Consider the following 20,151-nt stretch of genomic DNA (forward strand, 5'->3'; position numbering starts at 1 on the left):
TCCCCACCATTACTAGTTTTTCTTTCCATTAAAATAGTTGCGGTATCATTTGAATCAATGTTCTCACACCTAAATACGCCGTTAATATAACGACAATCGCACCAAACACCGTTAACCATAAAGGATGTTTATAATCACCAACTATTTTCTTATTATGTGCTGCAAAAAGCATTGGTCCTAATGTTAAAGGTAAAATCAGTCCATTTACTGCTCCAGCTAAAACGAGCAATGTTGCCGCCTCGCCGATAAATACAAAAACAATGGTAGAAAACAAAATAAATCCAATAATCCAATACTGATAATACTGTTCAATCTTCGGATGAAACGTTCGTAAAAAAGATACCGAAGTATACGCAGCACCGATAACGGAAGAAATTCCGGCAATCCATAACACTAGACCAAATATTCGATACCCAATGTCGCCTGCTGCATATTGGAATACAGTTGCTGCTGGATTGGATGGATCCAGATGAACACCGGCATAAACAACACCTAATACTGCTAAAAATAATAAAATACGAACAAGGGAGGCAACTATAATTCCCGTTATAGAAGTTTTTGTAACCTCTGGTATACTCTCTTTCCCTTTAATTCCTGCATCTAATAAGCGATGCCCGCCAGAAAAGGTAATATAACCACCGACCGTTCCACCTACAATTGTAATAATCGCATAAAAATCTAATTCCAAAGGAACAAACGTTCGATACACCGCATCGCCAACGGGTGGTTGACTGACAAACATCACATAAGCAATTAAAACAAGAAGTACAGCACCTAGAATATTCACGATTCGATCCATTGCTGCTCCCGCCTCTTTAGACAGGAAAATAAAAATACAAATAGCGGCTGAAATGATTGCACCAACTTTCGGATTAATTCCGAGTAAAGCATTAAGCCCAAGTCCGGTACCACCAATATTTCCAATATTAAAGGCAAGCCCACCAATCACAATAAAGAGGGCAACCACTATTCCTAATCCGGGAATCACTGCACTGGCAATCTCCTGGCCTCTTTTACCAGATACTGCAATAATTCTCCATACATTCAACTGTGCTCCAATATCTAAAATAATGGATACAAGGATTACAAATCCAAAACTAGCTAAAAGCGTTTCGGTGAAAACTGCTGTTTGGGTTAAAAATCCAGGTCCAACAGCTGAAGTTGCCATAAGAAAAGCAGCACCAATCAAAGCACGGCTTCTATTTTTTTTCTCCTTTTCTGACAGCAATGGTTTTCCACTATTCTTCTTATCCGACATGTAATTCTTTCCTCCTAGGTGTTTCTTCGTAATATTTAGGATTTCCCTTCTTTCTCGTACTATTCTTTAGGTTGTTTCCCCAAATGTTTGTCATGAAATTATAAAACTAAGGCATAGCCACCCTTTATGGCCAATGCCTTAGTTGCACTTATACTAGATTACAATGTTTATCCATTCTTATCTGCCGAAAAAAACGATAAAGAAGGATTCCATCAGTAGGGGTTTTCCTTTATCCCCTGCTGATGGTTAGTCGCACTTATCGGGCCTTTACGAGCAGTTGATCTCCCACCTACTTTTATGTTTCCCCAGAAGCTTAAGGTGGGAATCTTACTGCCGTTAAGGTAGGATAAATACAGTTAGAATGTTTACAGTATACGTAAAATTATAAGGGATTTTTAATTTTTTTGTCTAGTATAAACACCAAGGCTACTGCAAACTCCCCCAAATTACGATAAATTAGAAGAAGTAGTTTTTAGTTTATATTTAAAAAAAGAAGCACCAAAGCATTTCCAGCCCCAGTGCCTCTTTACCTTCTATTTTAGTTCCAATAACTTTTGTTTTAATTCATTCTCCATATTTTGTAGTTCTATTTCGGCTTGTTTACGTTTTTGGCGTCCCTCCGATTGAATTTGCAATGTTTCTTCTATCGTTGAAACAAGATCTTCTTGGGTTTTCTTCAATGTTTCAATATCGATCAATCCCCGTTCATTTTCCCTTGCAGATTCAATCGTGTTTGTTTTTAACATTTCCGCATTTTTCGCGAGTAGATCGTTCGTAGTCTGCGTCACTTGTTTCTGTGCTTCCACTGCATTACGTTGTCGTAATAATGTTAGGGCAATTGCGATTTGATTTTTCCATAATGGAATAGCAGTCAGAACGGATGATTGAATTTTTTCTACTAATGCCTGATTCGTGTTTTGAATGAGACGAATTTGTGGAGCGCTTTGCATTGTAATTTGTCTGCTTAATTTCAAATCATGAATACGTTTATCGAGTCTGTCCATAAATTGAATGGTATCATTTACTTCTTGTACATCCATTTGATTTTGACTACGTTCTGCTTTTCGTTTTAATTCTGGTATTACTGTCATTTCAAGTTCCTGGATTTTCACTTCTCCAGCCGCGATATAAATATTAAGCGCATCATAGAAATCTCGATTTTTATCAAACAATTGTTGTAAAAGTTGATTATCCTTCATAAGCGCATTTTTACTTCGATCTAGTCTCACACTAATCCGATCAATTTGTGCTCCTGTTTTTTGGTATTTTGACAGGATTTCATTCACCGTACTGGAGATTTTACCAAACATTCTTGATAAGAAACCACTTTTTTCTGTCTTTAATTCATCTGGATTAACGGATTCTAATTTCTTCATTAAATCATTTAAAATACCACCAATCTCCTGTACATCATTATTATCCACCTGTTCTAACATCGAATGGGAAAAATCATGTAGTTTTGCTTGAGCATTCGTTCCATACATAATAACAGAGTCAGGCGATTTATGATCAATTTGTTTCGCAATTTCATAAGCCTTTTGCTTGTCCGATTCCTGTAATCCGTCAATCATCTTCTTCGGCACATTTTCGTTCGATTTTATCTCCGTTATATCCTTTGGTGATTCATCCTGAGTTCCAAATGGATTGGCAAGTAAATCCTCTATTTCATCCGAGCGTTTTGATTCGTTCATTTAATAAATCCCCCTGTTCGTTTTCTTCATGCGATTAATGGAATTCTTAGCTACATCCAATTCAAAATGTAAGGTATCTACATCGTCATTTAGCATAATATATAAATCTTTCTTCACGGATTCATTTAAACTGTTTAATGTCGAGTCTGTCTCATGTAAGGATACTATCATTTCCTTCGATTTAGCTGGTTGTGAGGAGAGGAAGAAATATTTTTCTGCAAGCTCTACTAATGAATCCAAACGTTCATAAAAGAATCCTTCTGCTTTATAAAACCGCTTCGGCTCTTTTTTGGTGTTGGAATATATTTTTCGAACGGTACGAATCATTTCAATGTTTCGTTTCGCATGTTGAATACTACGAACATTTACTAAAGCGCGTTGCAAGCGTAATATTTTTTCTTTCGCTTCTTTTAAGTTTTTTTCAATGTATTTATATTCCTTATGTGTTAGTCCATTTTTCTTTACAAAACGTCTATTAGAAACTCCTCCTACAGTTAGAAACGTTAACCCTCCACTAATTAAAGCATATACACTGGAAAGAAGAAATGTTTGCTCCAAAGCTAAAAAACTTAGAAGCCATATCGCAATCATCATAGTGAATGATGAAATCGACTGTATCATAAATAGAACAAATGTCCTCAAATGGTTCATCTCCTATTTTCAAACTTGATTATCTTTTATTTACCCTTCTAATACGTATTCATACCCCAAAAGGTTTCATATATCTTCATTTTAATAAATTTGTCCAAACAAGCCAAACTAGAGAACGGGTTCAGATAATTGTCAAAATAATTCGCATATGGTAGAGTATTAGAAAACTTGGTATTCACTACTATGCTGTGGGGATACCTTAATTGCACCTATGCAAGAAAAAGCTTAATACTTTCTAAAATTAAATTTAATATGGAAAGGAATATTCCGATGACAAATAAAATTGGGATTGATGCCGGAGGTTCATTACTTAAAATAGCGTATGAAGAAAAAGGGAAATTCCATGTAAAAACATACGGAAATGATGAATCAAAGAATCTAATCCAGTGGCTAACAATGCTTAACCCCGACGCAACACTCTACATAACTGGTGGAAAAAGCACCTCCATTAAAGAACAAGTGATGCAAAAATGTGTGTACATAGAAGAATTTGACGCAGTAACAAAAGGCGCACGTTTTCTTGTAAAGCGTGAAAATCCAAGCTTTCAAGATGACTTTATTCTTGTAAGCCTAGGGACGGGAACATCTATCTTTCACGTAAAAGAAGAAGAATCTTATCGGCTTCTAGGCAGTGGGATTGGTGGTGGAACATTGATGGGACTCGGCTCGCTCCTTACTGGAAGAGGAAATTATCAACATCTTATAAATCTTGCTGAGAAAGGCTCTAGTCAAAAAAGTGATTTATTGGTGCGGGATATTTATGCACCAAATGAGCCACCAATTCCGGGAGAACTTACCGCAGCTAACTTTGGCAAAGCCCACTTCAATATGCAAGCAAGGGTGGAAGATCATGTAGCAGCACTTATTCGACTAATCGGAGAAACGGTTATTTCTTTGGCTAGTCAAGCAGCCAAAATTACAGGGGTTGAAAAGATAGTATTTGTAGGAAGTACGTTAAACGGAAATAAACCTTTAAAAGAAGTTTTAAGTGGATTTCAAGGTATGATGCAATATGAACCAATTTTTCTAGAAAAAGGCTCATATGCTGGAGCAATCGGCACCCTCATTTAATAGGATGCCGATTTTCATTCTGTAAAGGATATTTGCCCGTAATAATTGGGAAGCATTTCTCTTAACTTTTTCCCATATCGCTCTGGTATCAGTATTCTTGTAATGTCATGTATATGGAACTTCACATCGCCGACAATCCGCCATTCTCTTTCTAAATAATAATTATCTTCATCTGCATCTGTTTTAGAGGCATCAAAAGGTTTGAAATAAGCGAAAATATGTTTAATGAGAAAGGAATCTAGTCGTTCAAGGTTTTCCAGATGTTCCGGTGAAAATCCTTGTTCTTTAAACATCTTCTTTAATTCATTCACCCATGTAAAATAACCTTTTACATTTTCCTTAAAATATGCTTCCCTAGCACATTTATTCGAATCTCCAACTATTCCATTTGTAGCAAGATAATAAACTGGATTGGCTCCTTTTTCCACAAGAAAATCCTTTTTAAAAGCTAAACCAAAATTACTATACTTTTCCATATGGAGAGATAAATCATTTATCGGGATATCTGCAAAACAAGTAATTCCTGGTATGACAATATTCTCTAACCCATGAGCATTTGGGTTAATTTTTATGTTTCCGCCAATGTCTTTATGTAAAAGCCAACCGCTCCGAATGATATCAATAAGCAAGTCAAATCGCTCATGCTCCGGTTTATGTCGACCAACAAAATGTGTCAATTCCTTGGAAACATATCTTTGGATAAGTTCCATATACATTCCCCTTTTTAGTACTTAGTCTAGCCAAAATAACAATCTTTTTTCATACATTATCTAAACTAGTTACTCATCCAATTAAAGAGAAACGAACATATTAACAAAAAAGCCCTTACTTTCTCTTGATCTTTCTCCACTTCCTTAGGCTTATATTGTAATTCGACAACATTCTTTTACTTCATTATTATTCTAACTACTAAAAAGTCGTTGCATCTAAAACAAGGAACAACGACTTTAGTATCTATAGCTACCGCAAAGACATCCAAGCTCGGTTACGTTTCCATTCCACTTCAACAGAGGTAGAGAAGAATTGCGATAGGTTTTCTTTTGTGAAAATTTCTTCTGTATAGCCTTGAGCGTAAACCGAACCTTCTCGTAATAATAATGTTTTAGAAAAAACAGGTAAAATTTCTTCCACATGATGTGTTACGAATATAATCGTAGGAGCGTTTTCTTGCCGAGCTAACCGATCCACTGTTAGAAGTAAATCTTCTCTAGAAAGAAAATCAAGGCCATTTGTTGGCTCGTCTAATATAAGCAGTTTAGGTGATCCCATTAGTCCTCTAGCAATCAACACTTTTTGTTTCTCACCTTGGGAACAAGTTTGGTAGGTTCTCCCGACCAGCTTACTACAACCAAGCTTCTCCATCATTTCTAGAGCCCTATTTCTATCCATTTCAGTATAGGAATCGTATAAACCAATGGAGGAAAACTTCCCACTTAAGACAATTTCTTCTACAAGCGAAGATCCTTTTATCCGTTCCCCAAGAGATGAACTAACCCATCCGATTGATTTACGTAACTCCCGTAAATCTGTTCGCCCAAACGTTTGTCCTAAAACAGAAATGTTGCCCGTCGTTGGCCATATGTAGCCATTAATCATATTAAGTAATGTTGTTTTTCCAGAACCATTAAGGCCTAATATTGCCCAATGTTCTCGCCTTTCTACTTTCCAATTTATATTAGAAAGGATTGATTTCCCTTGTCTTTTCCATGAAACATCCTGGATATCTACTACTGTTTCCACACGAATCCCCCTCGTACTGCACATTATCCTAAAAGACTATATATATGCTATTTATTCGACATTATTATCTAATTTCCTGCATTTACCATATTGATTTCAACGTTTCATGTCATTCGATGATGTCTATTATTCTTCTTTAATAAATAACGTTATTAGGAAAAACATGAGAAAGCTCCAAAGTAATGCAACTCCACCTCCGATATATAACAAAAGAGTTACACCTTCAGGTAGGTTAAACGGTTTAACCATATATAGCCACATTCCCACTGTTAAGCCTACAGATCCTATCATCGCGCTCCAAACATGTAACTTGGTCAAAACGGTCTCTTTTGTTTGGAATACCTTATAGAAAACTGCCCATCCAAAAAGAGTTAACCAGCCTACGACAAGGATATGTGCATGAACTGGACGAAATGCATAGGAGCCTGAACCAGCCATATGTGCGCCCAATATTGCTCCTATCAACCCAAAAACTCCTGCAAATCGTAAAAGAATTTTACTATTTTTATTCATACAAAATTACCCTCCATTTGTTCATTCTTCTTTTTTAAATCATTCCTCTGTATTGTACTTCCAGAATATGAACGGAAAATGAACATATGTCAAAAAATAATCATGCAAACCAATGGATGGACTTCCATGGGTCTTGCATGAAATAAAAGCGCAAAACTAACTTATAGGCAATTCAACAACAAAGGTAGTTCCTTCGTCTTCCGCACTATCTACATGAATCTGTCCACCATGCAGTTTAACGATGGTAGCAACAATGGATAGCCCCAGTCCTGTTCCCTCAACTGAACGCGTCCTTGCTGTATCTACCCGATAAAAGGGATCAAAGATTCTTTCTTTTTCCTTTTCATTTAATCCGATCCCAGTATCTTCAATGGTTACCAATACGGATGTTCCCTTTGCTTCCAAGGATATTTCAATACTTCCATTAGACTTATTGTATTTGATGGCATTTGTTAACAGATTATCCCAAACTGTATGAAGCAAAGACGGATCCCCAGTTATCTCTACATCCGGCAAAGTGAACCCAAGCATAATGCCTTTTTCATCCATTTGCCACTGATAATTTCGTACAAGTTCTTTCATTTGTTCACCAACATTAAATGGCTTTCTTTTCATAATATCCTCATTACGATCCAATGAAGCAAGAAGTAATAATTGTTTGGTTAAGGTCGAAAGTCTTGTTATTTCACCGTTGATAATAGAAATGTACTGGTCTTTCTCTTCCAGACCTAATGATTCACTATCCAATAGGTTCGTATACCCTTTTATATTGGATAAAGGGGATTGTATATCATGAGAAATGTTCGAGATAAACTCTTTCCTCATATCATCCATTTGTTCTAACTTTCTTGCCATACGTAGAAAACTATGTGAAAGTTCTCCTAACTCATCATGACGATTAATATCAAGTTCCACATTGAAATTCCCTTTAGAGAGTGATTTTGTAGCAATTGTAAGTTTTGAGATTGGATTTACTAAATATTTTGTACTAAAAATGACTATCACAATACTCAGTATAATTGTTAATGCAAGCAGCCAGCCAAATAGGATATGCATCTCATTAAAAAGGAGTTTAATATCTGGCCTAATGAAAAGAGCATACTCTTTCTCCTTATGTTTTAACGGTATACCAATCGTATTTTTTAATTCATTTGCAAAGAAACCAGTAACAAATGTTTCTTGTGGGAAATGAAGCATACCATGAAAAACTTCACCATTTAATACACTTTCTTTAGTAGAATTAGAAAGTGTTTTTTTTCGAAACGGTGCGCCATAATAGGATTCTTTTCCGGAATTGTCAATCAAGTAAATTTGATACCCAATGGAAGAGATATTCTCTAAATACTCCTTCAGATTGATATTCGGATGGTTGTCAGCAAATTCAGCAATGTCTAATGCAATGTTAGTATTTTTTTGATCGTTATACGGTTTTAATTTTTGTTGATAATACGTATTGGATAGGATAAATGCAAAAATACTACTTAAAATCATGATTCCAATCGTAATGACAACAAATTTCAAATAAAGAGTTTTCATCTACGTCGGGCCTCCAGCAGATACCCAACACCACGTACCGTTCTTATTTGAAAATCATCGGTAAATTTAGAAAAACGCTCTCTCAATCTTTTTACGTGGACATCTACGGTGCGTTCATCTCCTTCATAATCCATCCCCCATATTTGTTCAATTAAGTGATCCCGGGAAAACACTTGCATTGGATTAGAAGATAAAAAATGCAATAGTTCAAATTCCTTTAGGGGCAAAATAATTGTTCGGTCTCCAACCTCAACTTCGTAGTTCTTTTTATTGATAGTTGTACTTCCTAGGCGAATAATAGATTCATCTAATTGTTTATCATATCGCCGCAATAAAGCCTCTATTCTAAAATTTAATTCTTTTGGTTCAAAGGGCTTGACCAGGTAATCGTCCGTCCCAGATCGAAACCCTTCTTCTTTATCCTCAATTTGATTCTTGGCTGTTAAAAGGATGATTGGAATATCATATTTCTTTCGAATCTCTTTAATTAATGCATACCCATCCATAAAAGGCATCATTACATCTACCACAGCCAAATCACACGCTTGTCTATTAAGAATTTCCAATGCTTCCGTTCCGTCTTTTGCCTGAAATACTTTATACCCAGCTTCGGATAAGTGGATATTCACCAGCTGTAAAATATGGCTATCGTCGTCTGCAATTAGAATATTTGTCATTCTGTATTCTCCTATTTATAATCAACATATTAGTTTTCTTTTAAATTAAAAATACATCCAATAGGAAATAATTTCAAACCATAGTCAGCTCGTAAAACTTCAATTAAAATCAAAGGTGCTATACCACTTTTCTAATCTTCACTATACATAACCATTCCATCGCTCATTTTAATAATATGGTCAACATAGGAAAGCATTTCTTCATCATGGGTAACCATTAATGTGGTAATGTTCAACGTTTTAGTTAATTCTCGGATTAACGACATAACATCTTGTGACCTTTTTGAATCTAAACTTGCAGTCGGTTCATCTGCAAAGAGCACTTTAGGTTGATGGATTATCGCACGAGCGAATGCAACCCGTTGTTTCTCCCCGCCCGATAATGAAGATGGATATGCAGCTTTCCGATGTTCCATTTCAACTAATTCTAGAATTCTTTTAACTTCTCTTTTTTGTTCATGTTTCTTTAATTTTGATTCAGAAACATCTAGCATTAGCATTAGTTGTTCTTCAACGGTGAGAAAAGGAACAAGATGTGCAAATTGAAAGACAAAACCAAATTTACTTGCTCGTATTTTTCGAATTTGTTCAGAACCCATAGCAGTCATATTATTACCATCGAATATAACTTGTCCATTTGACGCTGGTTGAAGTCCTGCAGCTATGGTAAGGAGTGTACTTTTACCAGAGCCCGATGCGCCAACTAATGCTGTTACCTCTCCTTCCCTAAGAGAAAGGGTAATTCCTTTTAATATTTCTTCCTTTATTTCTCCATTCGTAAACGTTTTTCTTACCTTATCAAGTGTGAATATTGTCATTTTAAACCTCTCCTTGTTGTATTGCTTGTAATGGTTCGACCTTTTTTATTTGTAAACCAGAGAGTGTGGCCCCAATAAAACCAATAATTAGGAAGACTAGTGATAATTGAACGGTTGTTTCAAAGGTTAAATTAAAAGGCATTCCTTTAGGTACCATCACATTAAACACTTGACTAAGCGTAATAGACAGAATAAGCGCAATGACAGTAATAAAAATCATTTGTGTCCACATCATTTTGAATAGCTCCCTTGTTTTCATTCCAATTGCTTTTAAAATACCGTATAAACCAATTTTTTGAACATTCATCATGTAGAAAAATATAGCAAACAACATGCCACTAATTACAACCAAAAACCAAACAATCATATTTAAAGACATTTGTTCAGCATTATAACTTGGAATAGTATTAAGAAAGTCCTTTTTTGAAAATGATTGCAATCCCTTGAATTCTTGTAAAGCATCCTTTCCTGGTATGAAGGCCAATTGCATTTCTTCAACATGATTCATTTCTTGATAATCCTCCATATTTATATAAGCAACGGGGGAATGACTGAATTTCTTTTGTTCCACAAAACCTTTTACAATAAATTTTCCACTATGTTGATTGTTCGTTAAGGTATCACCCGTTTTTATACCCTCATCCTCCATAGAGCTATCTAGTACAATTTCTCCTTTTTCAACATTTGTAAATAATTTTGAATCAGTAGATGTTACAAAAGCAACACTACGTTGCTTCCCACCGCTGTCATCTAAAAATCCCATTTGAATGGAAAACGCAACAGCATCTTGGTTCTTTTTTAACAATTCATCTTCAGTGCTTTTAGTTATTCTAGACAGGTTATAGGTTTGGTCTGAATCCTCCGTCATATAAAACTCTCCATCTGGTAAATCTTTAATTAATGCAGCATTGTCCTGCGACAATCCGTTTGCCAAACCAGATATAATAAATGTTAATAAACTTACAAGAAAAACAATGGAACCTAAAATTAAAAATCTTACTTTATTTTTCTTGATTTCTTTCCAAGCAATGTTCATCTTTCATTTCCTCCAATCCCTTTTTGACATTATTAGTTTATGACTCAAATATGAACGGAAGATGAACAGTAATAATTCTGTAGTCTACTGAATCAAAAGCAACTCTTAAACAATGTAAATAATGCTCAAGTTATTCATCCTCAAGCGTCTTTCTATGAATTATAGTTCAATTGTAAATTTATATGTTAATACCGAAGCCCGTTTATTTCGCACGATCGAATCCAGTGATTTTTTTATATTGATTAGCTATATCTTCTAATTCCCGCTGTGATATTACATCATCTAAAGATTCAAATCCTTCCGGTGCACGCTCTTCCACGATTTGCCTAACACTATCCGGGCCGTTTTATCGATTACTTTTCACAATATTTGTTATCGGAATGCGCCTAATTTCTTCATAAGCCTTCAATGCTTCTTCTACGGTTAAATCTTGATCAAAAACTTTTCCTAATTCCTCTGCATCTAAAATAGCTTGGGAAGCACCATTTGACCCTATTGGATACATCGGATGTGCTGCATCACCTAGCAATGTTACTCTCCCGAAGGTAGTTCCTTACCTGTCATATACATTTTTTTGTTCAGTCCCTTTTATTTTTACCTGAATAAAAGAATAAGTACCCAAACTTTTCGTCGAGATCATACATACAGTAATAATAAAAGTTCTATATTAAGCATTTTAATATGAAAAGAAAAAGAAAGGGAGTGTCTAACGTGAAGAAAGGAAACTTCCCCGATGGATTTGATATGGATATGGCACCGGTTCGTAATTTCGTGCGAAGGTTAGATTCTGTGTTTAATGAATCGTTTAAACATCTTCAAAAGAATTTTAATCTAAATTCTTTTCCCATTGATGTAAAAGAAACTAATAGTGAAATCATTGTGCATGCAGAATTACCAGGATATAGCCGTGATCAAGTTAAATTGGAAATAACCGGAAACCAATTAAGAATTATAGTGGAAGATAGAAGAAGTTTTTCTGAAAAGGATGAACAAAATTCTTCTTATCGTCATGAAGAATCCTTCCAATATAAGGAGCGAGTTATTACAGTCCCTTTTGAAATTCCAGAAAAAGAAACAAAAGCATCTTTTAAAAATGGACTTTTAAAAGTGATCATTCCGAAGAAAAACTCGAAACGAAAATTTATTAATATTGATGAATGATGAATCCACATGAATAAAGGTAGTGACTTCTTATTAATAAAGTCACTACCTTTATTGTTTATTTTAATTATTTATTTCTTCAACTTTTGCCATCACAGCATTTCGAAGTCCTTCTAGTTTATTTTCACTAGCTTCTAATGTGTTATCTTTCACCCCAAAGTAGAATTTAATTTTAGGTTCGGTTCCTGATGGACGTAGACAGAACCATGATCCATCTTCTAGTTTGTATTTTAGTACATTCGATTTTGGAAGATGTATCGTTTCCACTTTGTCGTCATTCACTAATTGACGCTTGCTAGATTGATAATCCTCGATTTCTACTATGGATTTACCACCCATTTCTTTTGGAGGGGTGCCGCGAAAAGCGGTTAAAATAGAGTTGATTTGTTCGACCCCATCTTTCCCTTTTAAGGTCAATGACTCTAATCCTTCACGGTAATACCCATATTGTTCAAACACTTCTAAAAGACCTTCGTATAACGTCATGCCCTTTGTCTTATAGTAAGCTGCAACTTCTGCAATAAGCATACAAGCTTGTACTGCATCTTTATCACGTGCAAAAGGTTTCACAAGATAACCATAGCTTTCTTCATAACCAAACAAGAAGGATTTTTCTCCTGTTTGTTCAAATTCCCTAATTTTTTCACCGATAAATTTGAACCCGGTTAAGGTATCAATCGTATCTAGTCCATGTGTTGTTGCAATATCTCGTCCAATTTCAGATGTTACGATGGTTTTAAGAACGGTCGCATTAGATTTTAATGTACCTTGTTTTTTCTGTTCTGTAATTAAATAGTGTAATAATAATGCTCCAACTTGATTACCAGTTAGTACTTGATATTCCCCTTTTTCATTACGCACTGCAACCCCAACACGATCGGTATCTGGATCTGTCCCAAGTAATATGTCCGCATGAATCTCTTCACCATATTGGATTGCTAATTCAAACGCTGCGTGCTCCTCAGGGTTAGGAGATTTAACAGTCGAAAAACTAGAATCCGGAAGTTCCTGCTCTTCTACCACTTGAACATATTTAAATCCAATTGCTTCTAATCCTTTACGTACTGGTTTGTTTCCTGTTCCATGTAATGGAGTGTACACAATTTTGAAATCATCTGCCACTTGTTGAATAACTTCCGCGTTAAGGTTTACAGTTTTTAGCTGTTCTAAATAGGCACGATCAACTGTTTCACCAATCATATGAATAAGACCAGCTGCTTTAAGTTGTTCCTCGTCCCCTACTTCAACCGCCAATTCATTGTCTACAGCGTTTACTTTCGCAATAATTTCTTCCGCTACTTCTGGTGTTACTTGAGCACCGTCTTCCCCGTACACTTTATATCCATTGTATTCGGGAGGATTGTGGCTTGCAGTAATAACTATCCCACTAAAGGCATGTAAATATCTTATAGCAAAAGATAATTCAGGTGTGGATCTTAACGATTCAAAAACATATGTATGTATTCCATGTTTTCCTAATGTTTTTGCGGCCTCCATTGCAAATTCAGGTGATTTAAAACGACAGTCGTATGCGATGGCGACTCCACGTTTTTTGGCCTCTTCTCCATGACTTTCTATATACTTGGCTAATCCTTCTGTCGCTTTTCTAATTGAATATATGTTCATACGGTTCGTTCCAGGGCCAAGCTCTCCCCGAATTCCACCAGTTCCAAATTCTAATGTTTTATAAAAATGTTCTTCCAACTGTTTTGGATCATTTGCAATACTTTCTAATTGTTGTTTTAATTCCGGATCCAATTCAGAAAAATGTTTCCACTTCTCGTAATTCGCTTCCCAACTCAAGTCTAATTCCTCCGTTCAAACTAATAGATTACTTATCTTTTTAGTAGGACTGCATAAGTGCAACTTAGGCATCCGCCCAGCCCAAAACGGATCGCAAGTTTTTAATAAAGAAGACTTCCATCAATGGTGGTTTTCTTTCATATCCCTCGGATGGTTAGTCGTACTAATCGGACCTAAACGGGCAGTTAATCTCCCGCCTACCACCTTCTTTGTTTCCCCAGAAGCTTAAGATGGGAGTCTTACTGCCTATTTAGGTGAGATATAAAATGTGATTAACAGTCTATTTCATTATACTTGCCGAACGTCGTTAAATCAAAGATGTCTTGTCTTCTTATTGCGCTATAAATCGACACAAAGGTTAATTAACCTTGAAATAATTCGACAGAAGTGTAAAAATCCGATTATTTCCGGGGAAATGTTCCACTGAATATAAGTAAAACAGGTTATTCGACAGGTAAAAAATGATTCACTAACAAAATTAGAGTCCATAGTCTTTTTTATAAAGAAATTAGAAATCGAGCATTTACTAGCCTTTCGTTGACAGTGCCTTGTTTGCACTAATTCAGGTAGAATGCTTTCTATTTACTTTTTAAATGATAAGTGACAACTAACTTCATGATGATTATCTAAATTTTGTCGTTTTTCTTTAGTGTTTTTGCAAAGATCCATTACATACATGCATCTTTTATGAAATAGATAAGCCTCTATATTTCTAAAAGACTAGGTAAATCTCCATCCAATAGTTTTAACTCTTCCGATTCATCTAGTGATAAAATCGAGGAGAACAGTGCCTTAGTGTATGGATGTCTTGGGCTTCTTCCTAACTCTTCCGTCTCTCCAATCTCTACAATTTCTCCTAAGTACATAACAGCAACTCTATCACAAAAATATTGGACAACGTTTAAATCATGAGAAATGAATAAATATGTCAGTCTATATTTTCTTTGTAATCGTTTTAGAAGATTTAAAATCTGTGCTTGAACGGAAGCATCCAGTGCCGATACACCCTCATCTATTACCATAAATTCCGGTTCTAAAATAATGGCTGATGCGATAGCAATGCGTTGTCTCTGCCCACCACTTAATTCATGAGGATAGCGATCCATGAACGTATGATCCAGTCCCACTTCTTCAAGAACCTCCATTACTCTTTGTCTACGAAACGCCTTATTTCCAATTCTGTGAATATTTAATGGTTCTTCCATTATCCAGCCAATTGTCTTTTTGGGATTAAGCGATGCATACGGATTTTGGAAAACAATTTGTACTTGTTTTCTCCATGCTTTTAATTCCTTTTTTGTATACGTGGATACATTCTTTCCCCTATATTTTACGGTTCCAGAAGTTTGTTTAATCAATTGAAGAATAACCTGACCAAGCGTTGATTTACCTGATCCACTTTCGCCAACGAGACCAAATGATTCCCCTTCATATAAAGAAAAACTTACACCATTGACAGCTTTAACATATTTATTTTTATCTGAGAAGCTTTTTCGTGCTTGTTTATAATATTTATATACGTTTTCTACCTCAATGATTGGTATAGTCATGACGTAAGCCCAGCTCCTTTTGTATAGAGATGGCACTTTACTGTATGTGTTCCTTCTATTTCTTTTGTCATTGGCATTTCTATATGACATGCATCAAAGCGATGAGAACAACGATCAGCAAAAGGACATACACCTATTTTTCTATCTTGTAAAGAAGGAACTTTTCCCGGTATGGTAAATAACTCCATACCACGTTTTCGATGATCTGGTATAGATTGAATTAATGATTTTGTATAGGGATGTTTCGGATTTTTTAATATTTCCGATACAGCACCTTCTTCTACAATATGTCCAGCATACATAACAAGTACACGATCACAAATGTTCCGTATGACCCCCCAATCATGAGATATAAATATCATCGATGATTTCTGCTCACTTTTTATTTTTTTTAATAAAGCTAATATTTGGGCTTGTATCGTCACATCTAGTGCGGTTGTCGGTTCATCAGCAATTATAAGATCAGGATCTGCGATAAGAGCAATTGCTATAGCAACTCGTTGTTGCATCCCACCAGACAATTGATGGGGATATGTTTTGTACAACTCTTCAGCTCGAGGCAGTCCAACTTTTTTCATCATTTCAATCGTCTGTTTTTTTATTTCATCCTTTGAATGGGAAGTGTGTACTTTTAATACTTCTGCTATTTGTTTTCCTACTGTAATTAAAGGGTTTAAAGCAGACATAGGTTCTTGGAATATCATAGAAATATCCTTTCCACGAATTTCTCGCCAATCTTTGTCTCTTAATCCCCTTAAACTTACTTGTTTATATTCCATCTTTTCATATTCTAGTATTGCATTTTTAGGCAAAACACTTAAGATTGCTTGAGATGTTAAACTTTTTCCACAACCAGATTCTCCAACAATTCCAACAACCTCATTTGGATAAACAGAGAATGTTATATTTTCTAATGCCTTGTAATTTCCATTAACTAATTCGAAGGAAACGTTCATATTCTCCACGGTTAGTATTGGTGTACACAATGTTTTGTCCTCCTCATATCACAGAATGGGTTATGCTTTTCTATCTTGTTTATCCCGTAAGCCATCTGCAAGTAAGTTAAATCCTAAAACCAAAAACGTAATCGCTAATCCTGTTAAAATAACGTACCATGGAGCGGATGCTATATAGGCTTGTGCTTCTTTTAACATTCGTCCCCAACTAGGATCTGGTGGTTGTACGCCCAGCCCAAGATAACTTAATCCTGATTCAGATAAAACTGCTCCTGAGAAACTTAATGCAACAGCAACTAAAATAGGAGAGATTGCATTTGGTAAAATATGTTGGAAAATGATTCGGAATGAACCGGCTCCTTTGGCAATGCTGGCTTTAACAAAGTCATATTCTTTATATTGAATAAAACTACTTCGCGTAATTCTAGCAAAAGATGGGATGCTCATAATCCCTAAAGCGATAATGGTATTCGTCATTCCTGTATTAAATACTGCAATGAGCATAATAGCAAGAAGAATACCAGGAAAAGCAAGCATCGCATCTATAAATCTACTAATCACTTCATCAAACCAACCACCAAAATATCCTGCAATGGCTCCAAATAAAAAGCCAAATATGAATCCAATTGTAACAGATGAAATTCCAATGATAAATGCGGTCTGAGATCCCTCCATTATTCGGGATAAAATATCTCTACCAAAGTTATCCGTACCAAATAGATGTTCCATTGAAGGGGCAGCCAAACGATTAGCGGAATCCATGGCGTTCGGATCATACGGGGTATAAAAAATACTTATGATCATTACTAAAAGTAAAAATACAATTAATCCAACGCCTATATAAAACGGAATACTCTTTGCCTTCTTCAAGTTCATCACCCCTTAAGCCGAATTCTTGGATCAATAACCTTGTATAACATATCCACGATGAAATTAATGAGAAGAACGATGATTGCAATGTATAATACCATCGACTGAACTAATGGAAAATCCCTAGACGTAATGGACTGAATGAGTAAATTTCCAAGTCCCGGTAAGGAAAATACATTTTCAATGATAATACTACCACCAAGCGTATCAGCTATAAGCAATCCCATAATCGTTAATACCGGTATTAACGAGTTTCTTAAAATATGACCGTATAAAATAGAACGTTCCTTTAGTCCTTTCACCCTAGCAGTGCGAACGTAATCCATTTTGGACTGATCTAATATTGTATTTCGTAAGTAGCGAATGACGATAGCAATATTTCCAATCGCTATTGCAAATGATGGTAAGAAAAATGAACGTAAAGCACCAAGAAAGTCTTCCGACCATGGTACATACCCATAGGTTGGAAATAATTGTAATGTCACACCAAAAATTAAAATAAGAATAAAGCCAAACCAAAAAGAAGGAATGGAGATTCCAAGTTGGGTCAATACGTTTAAAAAGATTGAAATCCACTTTCCATCTGATCGAGCAATAAAAATTCCTAAAGGTACCCCAATTACAACCGTAAATAATAAAGATAGAATGGCGAGTGAAGCAGTAACAGGCATTCTATCTATTACGATATCACTTACTGGTAGTTGATATCGTAAAGATTCTCCAAGGTCCCCTTGCAAAACACCCGTTACCCAGTCCATATATCTTTCAACTGGGGAACGATCTAAACCGAGTTGTTTCTCTAATTGTGCTACTTGATGCGGATCAGCGTCGATTCCCAATATAATTTGCGCAGGGTTACCAGGTAAAAGTTGAAAAACGAAAAAGATCATAATAGAAACAATGATTATCGTAGTAATAAAGCTTGATAGTTTATATAGAAAATATCTCATCGTTTCGGTCTCCTTACTAAAATGCGAACAGTATGTGGATCCTCTAATACTGTTCGCTTAATAAAACTATTGGTTCGTAATTTTCAAATCTTCTAAGTTAAACTTCTGAATAGGGTACATTTTTAACCCTTCTAAATCGCTTCGCATTGCAATCGTACGATCAGGGTCCATAATATATACACTTGCCGCATCTTCTGTTAATAGACGTTGGGCTTCTTTGTAATACCCTGCCATCTCTTCCATATCTGTCGCAGCAATAGCCTTTTTAATTAATTCATCATAATTTTTATTCTCGTAATTAACAAAGTTAGAACGGTAATCACTTACATATCTTACGAGTATCTCATACGGATCTAATTTTCCTGTAAATGAAACAACTGTTGCTTCATATTGTGCATTTTGATAAACCGTTTCTAACCAGGAACTAAATTCAATCGGTTTAATATTTACTTCAATACCAATTTGACTCAATTGTTCCACAATCACTTGCGCTGTATCTACGTGAAATGAATAATCAGATGGTACCGTTAATTCTAAAGGGAAGCCATCCGGAACCCCGGCTTCTTGTAATAATGATTTTGCTTCCTCGATATTTGGAGCATACACATCTTCTAATCCCGCTTCATAGTAAAAATCCATCGCAGGGCTAAAATTCGACCCTAGTTTCGTGCCCTTTCCATCTGCTACTGTTTCAATAATCATATCTTTATTAATTGCTAGGTTGATAGCTTGACGGACACGGACATCATTTAATGGTTCCACATCATGATTTAATGCCATTAATTGAACCATATTTTGTGGACCAGATACCGTATTTATAGAATCACCTAGTTGAAGCAATCCTTGAGGGGTGATTCCAGGAATGATGTCAATTTCACCTGACTTCATGGCTAGAACGGCAGCCTCTGGATCTGGCATCACAATAAATTGAACTTCACTTATTTCAGGTATATTTTGTTGGTCATAGTATTCTTCATTCTTTGCCAATGTTAGTTTCTGTCCAACTTGATATTCCTTAAACTTAAATGGACCTGCACCTATAGGGTTCGTACTTTGTTCTTCATAATCTGCGGGTAAAATAGGACGAATATTCGCAGCTAAAAATGCAGAGTTTTTTTCTTTTAACGTAATTACCACTTCATAGTCAGACGGGGCCTCTATTTTTTCTATCATTTCAAATTGGGACGAAAGAGGTTCTTCTCCATTTAATCCACTTAATCTTTCATAAGAATAGATAACGTCCTCAGCTGTTAAGTCAGAACCATTATGGAATGTTACTCCTTCTTTTAATGTAAACGTATAGGTTAAGCCATCATCTGATATCTCATAAGACTCAGCTATCGCTGGAATTAGTTTGCCAGTTTCATCTGTATCTAGCAGTCCGTCAAATACGTTGTCCATCATAGACTGTGTGTCTGTTGCAGCCGATATGTAAGGATCTAAATTATCTACTTCTGTACTCATGGCGATTTTGATTACTTCGTCCTGATTCAATGTTTCCGATTTATTGCCTTTTACAGTTCCATTAGATTCTTCTGTATTAGAGCCTGAGCATGCTACTAATAAAAGAATAGCAATGGTTATGTAAGCTAATTTACTAACTAGTTTCATTTTAAACGATCCCCCAAAAGTATTATCATATAAAAAACTTTCCCCTTGTTTTTATGAACTTTTTAGCTCTACATCTCACCCTTCTCTTATTTGAAAATAACAAGATAGTTCTGGTTATTATTTCGCCAAAGAATGGCAAAAATCCTTTTTTATCAGAAATATTTTCGCACTTTTTGGTAAATTTTATAATGATTTGATTATATAAAGATGACTTCCGTTATTAGGGGTTAACTGTCCGGTCCTAAAGAAAAAAGCTAGA

At 35.6% G+C, this 20,151-nt stretch carries 18 protein-coding genes and 2 pseudogenes; 2 read left to right on the top strand and 18 right to left on the bottom strand.

Annotation, left to right across the window (positions count from 1 at the left end):
* Positions 1-28: 28 nt before the first annotated feature.
* From ACFQ18_RS01700 to ACFQ18_RS01710, 3 genes are all read right to left on the bottom strand, one after another.
* Complete coding sequence (locus ACFQ18_RS01700) at positions 29-1,258, bottom strand: NRAMP family divalent metal transporter (RefSeq protein WP_060667724.1); 1,230 nt, start codon at positions 1,256-1,258, stop codon at positions 29-31.
* Positions 1,259-1,791: 533 nt separating this feature from the next.
* Entirely contained in the window at positions 1,792-2,949 is a 1,158-nt protein-coding gene (locus ACFQ18_RS01705; protein WP_060667725.1) for a toxic anion resistance protein, read from the bottom strand.
* Positions 2,950-3,591, bottom strand: coding sequence for a 5-bromo-4-chloroindolyl phosphate hydrolysis family protein (locus ACFQ18_RS01710; RefSeq protein WP_060667726.1), 642 nt, complete (start codon positions 3,589-3,591; stop codon positions 2,950-2,952).
* 279 nt (positions 3,592-3,870) lie between these two features.
* On the opposite strand from ACFQ18_RS01710, the gene coaW reads away from it, so the two are divergent.
* Positions 3,871-4,671: a type II pantothenate kinase gene (gene coaW, locus ACFQ18_RS01715; RefSeq protein WP_145542826.1), complete on the top strand. Its 801-nt coding sequence runs from the start codon at positions 3,871-3,873 to the stop codon at positions 4,669-4,671.
* A 14-nt stretch (positions 4,672-4,685) separates the two neighbouring features.
* On the opposite strand, the gene ACFQ18_RS01720 is transcribed toward coaW, so the two are convergent.
* From ACFQ18_RS01720 to ACFQ18_RS01760, 9 genes and pseudogenes are all read right to left on the bottom strand, one after another.
* On the bottom strand, positions 4,686-5,381 hold the full coding sequence (locus ACFQ18_RS01720) for an abortive infection system antitoxin AbiGi family protein (RefSeq protein WP_047184099.1): 696 nt from the start codon (positions 5,379-5,381) through the stop codon (positions 4,686-4,688).
* A gap of 250 nt (positions 5,382-5,631) precedes the next feature.
* The gene (locus ACFQ18_RS01725; RefSeq protein ID WP_060667728.1) at positions 5,632-6,411 is read right to left on the bottom strand and encodes an ABC transporter ATP-binding protein; all 780 of its coding nucleotides are present in this window, start codon (positions 6,409-6,411) and stop codon (positions 5,632-5,634) included.
* 126 nt (positions 6,412-6,537) lie between these two features.
* Entirely contained in the window at positions 6,538-6,924 is a 387-nt protein-coding gene (locus tag ACFQ18_RS01730) for a hypothetical protein (RefSeq protein ID WP_060667729.1), read from the bottom strand.
* Positions 6,925-7,080: 156 nt separating this feature from the next.
* Positions 7,081-8,460, bottom strand: a complete 1,380-nt coding sequence (locus tag ACFQ18_RS01735) for a sensor histidine kinase (RefSeq protein WP_060667730.1) — start codon at positions 8,458-8,460, stop codon at positions 7,081-7,083.
* The gene (locus ACFQ18_RS01740) at positions 8,457-9,137 is read right to left on the bottom strand and encodes a response regulator transcription factor (protein ID WP_060667731.1); all 681 of its coding nucleotides are present in this window, start codon (positions 9,135-9,137) and stop codon (positions 8,457-8,459) included. Before ACFQ18_RS01740 ends, ACFQ18_RS01735 begins: the two co-directional genes overlap by 4 nt.
* 131 nt (positions 9,138-9,268) lie before the next feature.
* The gene (locus ACFQ18_RS01745; protein ID WP_060667732.1) at positions 9,269-9,955 is read right to left on the bottom strand and encodes an ABC transporter ATP-binding protein; all 687 of its coding nucleotides are present in this window, start codon (positions 9,953-9,955) and stop codon (positions 9,269-9,271) included.
* 1 nt (position 9,956) lies between these two features.
* Positions 9,957-10,991: an ABC transporter permease gene (locus tag ACFQ18_RS01750; RefSeq protein ID WP_060667733.1), complete on the bottom strand. Its 1,035-nt coding sequence runs from the start codon at positions 10,989-10,991 to the stop codon at positions 9,957-9,959.
* 202 nt (positions 10,992-11,193) lie between these two features.
* Positions 11,194-11,319: pseudogene (locus ACFQ18_RS01755) on the bottom strand (hypothetical protein); the annotation flags it as partial.
* Positions 11,320-11,337: 18 nt separating this feature from the next.
* A pseudogene (locus tag ACFQ18_RS01760) lies at positions 11,338-11,523 on the bottom strand (FAD-dependent monooxygenase); the annotation flags it as partial.
* 179 nt (positions 11,524-11,702) lie between these two features.
* Here ACFQ18_RS01760 and ACFQ18_RS01765 point away from each other — a divergent pair.
* Positions 11,703-12,152: an Hsp20/alpha crystallin family protein gene (locus ACFQ18_RS01765; protein WP_060667735.1), complete on the top strand. Its 450-nt coding sequence runs from the start codon at positions 11,703-11,705 to the stop codon at positions 12,150-12,152.
* Positions 12,153-12,215: 63 nt separating this feature from the next.
* On the opposite strand, the gene ACFQ18_RS01770 is transcribed toward ACFQ18_RS01765, so the two are convergent.
* The 6 genes from ACFQ18_RS01770 to ACFQ18_RS01795 form a co-directional block, all read right to left on the bottom strand.
* Positions 12,216-13,955: a phospho-sugar mutase gene (locus ACFQ18_RS01770; protein ID WP_060667736.1), complete on the bottom strand. Its 1,740-nt coding sequence runs from the start codon at positions 13,953-13,955 to the stop codon at positions 12,216-12,218.
* Between the two features lie 704 nt (positions 13,956-14,659).
* On the bottom strand, positions 14,660-15,505 hold the full coding sequence (locus ACFQ18_RS01775; RefSeq protein ID WP_240473204.1) for an ABC transporter ATP-binding protein: 846 nt from the start codon (positions 15,503-15,505) through the stop codon (positions 14,660-14,662).
* Positions 15,502-16,491, bottom strand: a complete 990-nt coding sequence (locus ACFQ18_RS01780; protein ID WP_225310393.1) for an ABC transporter ATP-binding protein — start codon at positions 16,489-16,491, stop codon at positions 15,502-15,504. Before ACFQ18_RS01780 ends, ACFQ18_RS01775 begins: the two co-directional genes overlap by 4 nt.
* 30 nt (positions 16,492-16,521) lie before the next feature.
* A complete protein-coding gene (locus ACFQ18_RS01785; protein WP_047184103.1) occupies positions 16,522-17,337 on the bottom strand; it encodes an ABC transporter permease in 816 nt (271 codons plus the stop codon).
* The gene (locus tag ACFQ18_RS01790) at positions 17,337-18,281 is read right to left on the bottom strand and encodes an ABC transporter permease (protein ID WP_047184104.1); all 945 of its coding nucleotides are present in this window, start codon (positions 18,279-18,281) and stop codon (positions 17,337-17,339) included. Before ACFQ18_RS01790 ends, ACFQ18_RS01785 begins: the two co-directional genes overlap by 1 nt.
* 66 nt (positions 18,282-18,347) lie before the next feature.
* Positions 18,348-19,892: an ABC transporter substrate-binding protein gene (locus tag ACFQ18_RS01795; RefSeq protein WP_047184105.1), complete on the bottom strand. Its 1,545-nt coding sequence runs from the start codon at positions 19,890-19,892 to the stop codon at positions 18,348-18,350.
* Positions 19,893-20,151 lie beyond the last annotated feature (259 nt).

This window comes from Oceanobacillus caeni, assembly GCF_042678465.1.
In the GTDB taxonomy this organism is placed as follows: Bacteria; Bacillota; Bacilli; order Bacillales; family Amphibacillaceae; genus Oceanobacillus; species Oceanobacillus caeni.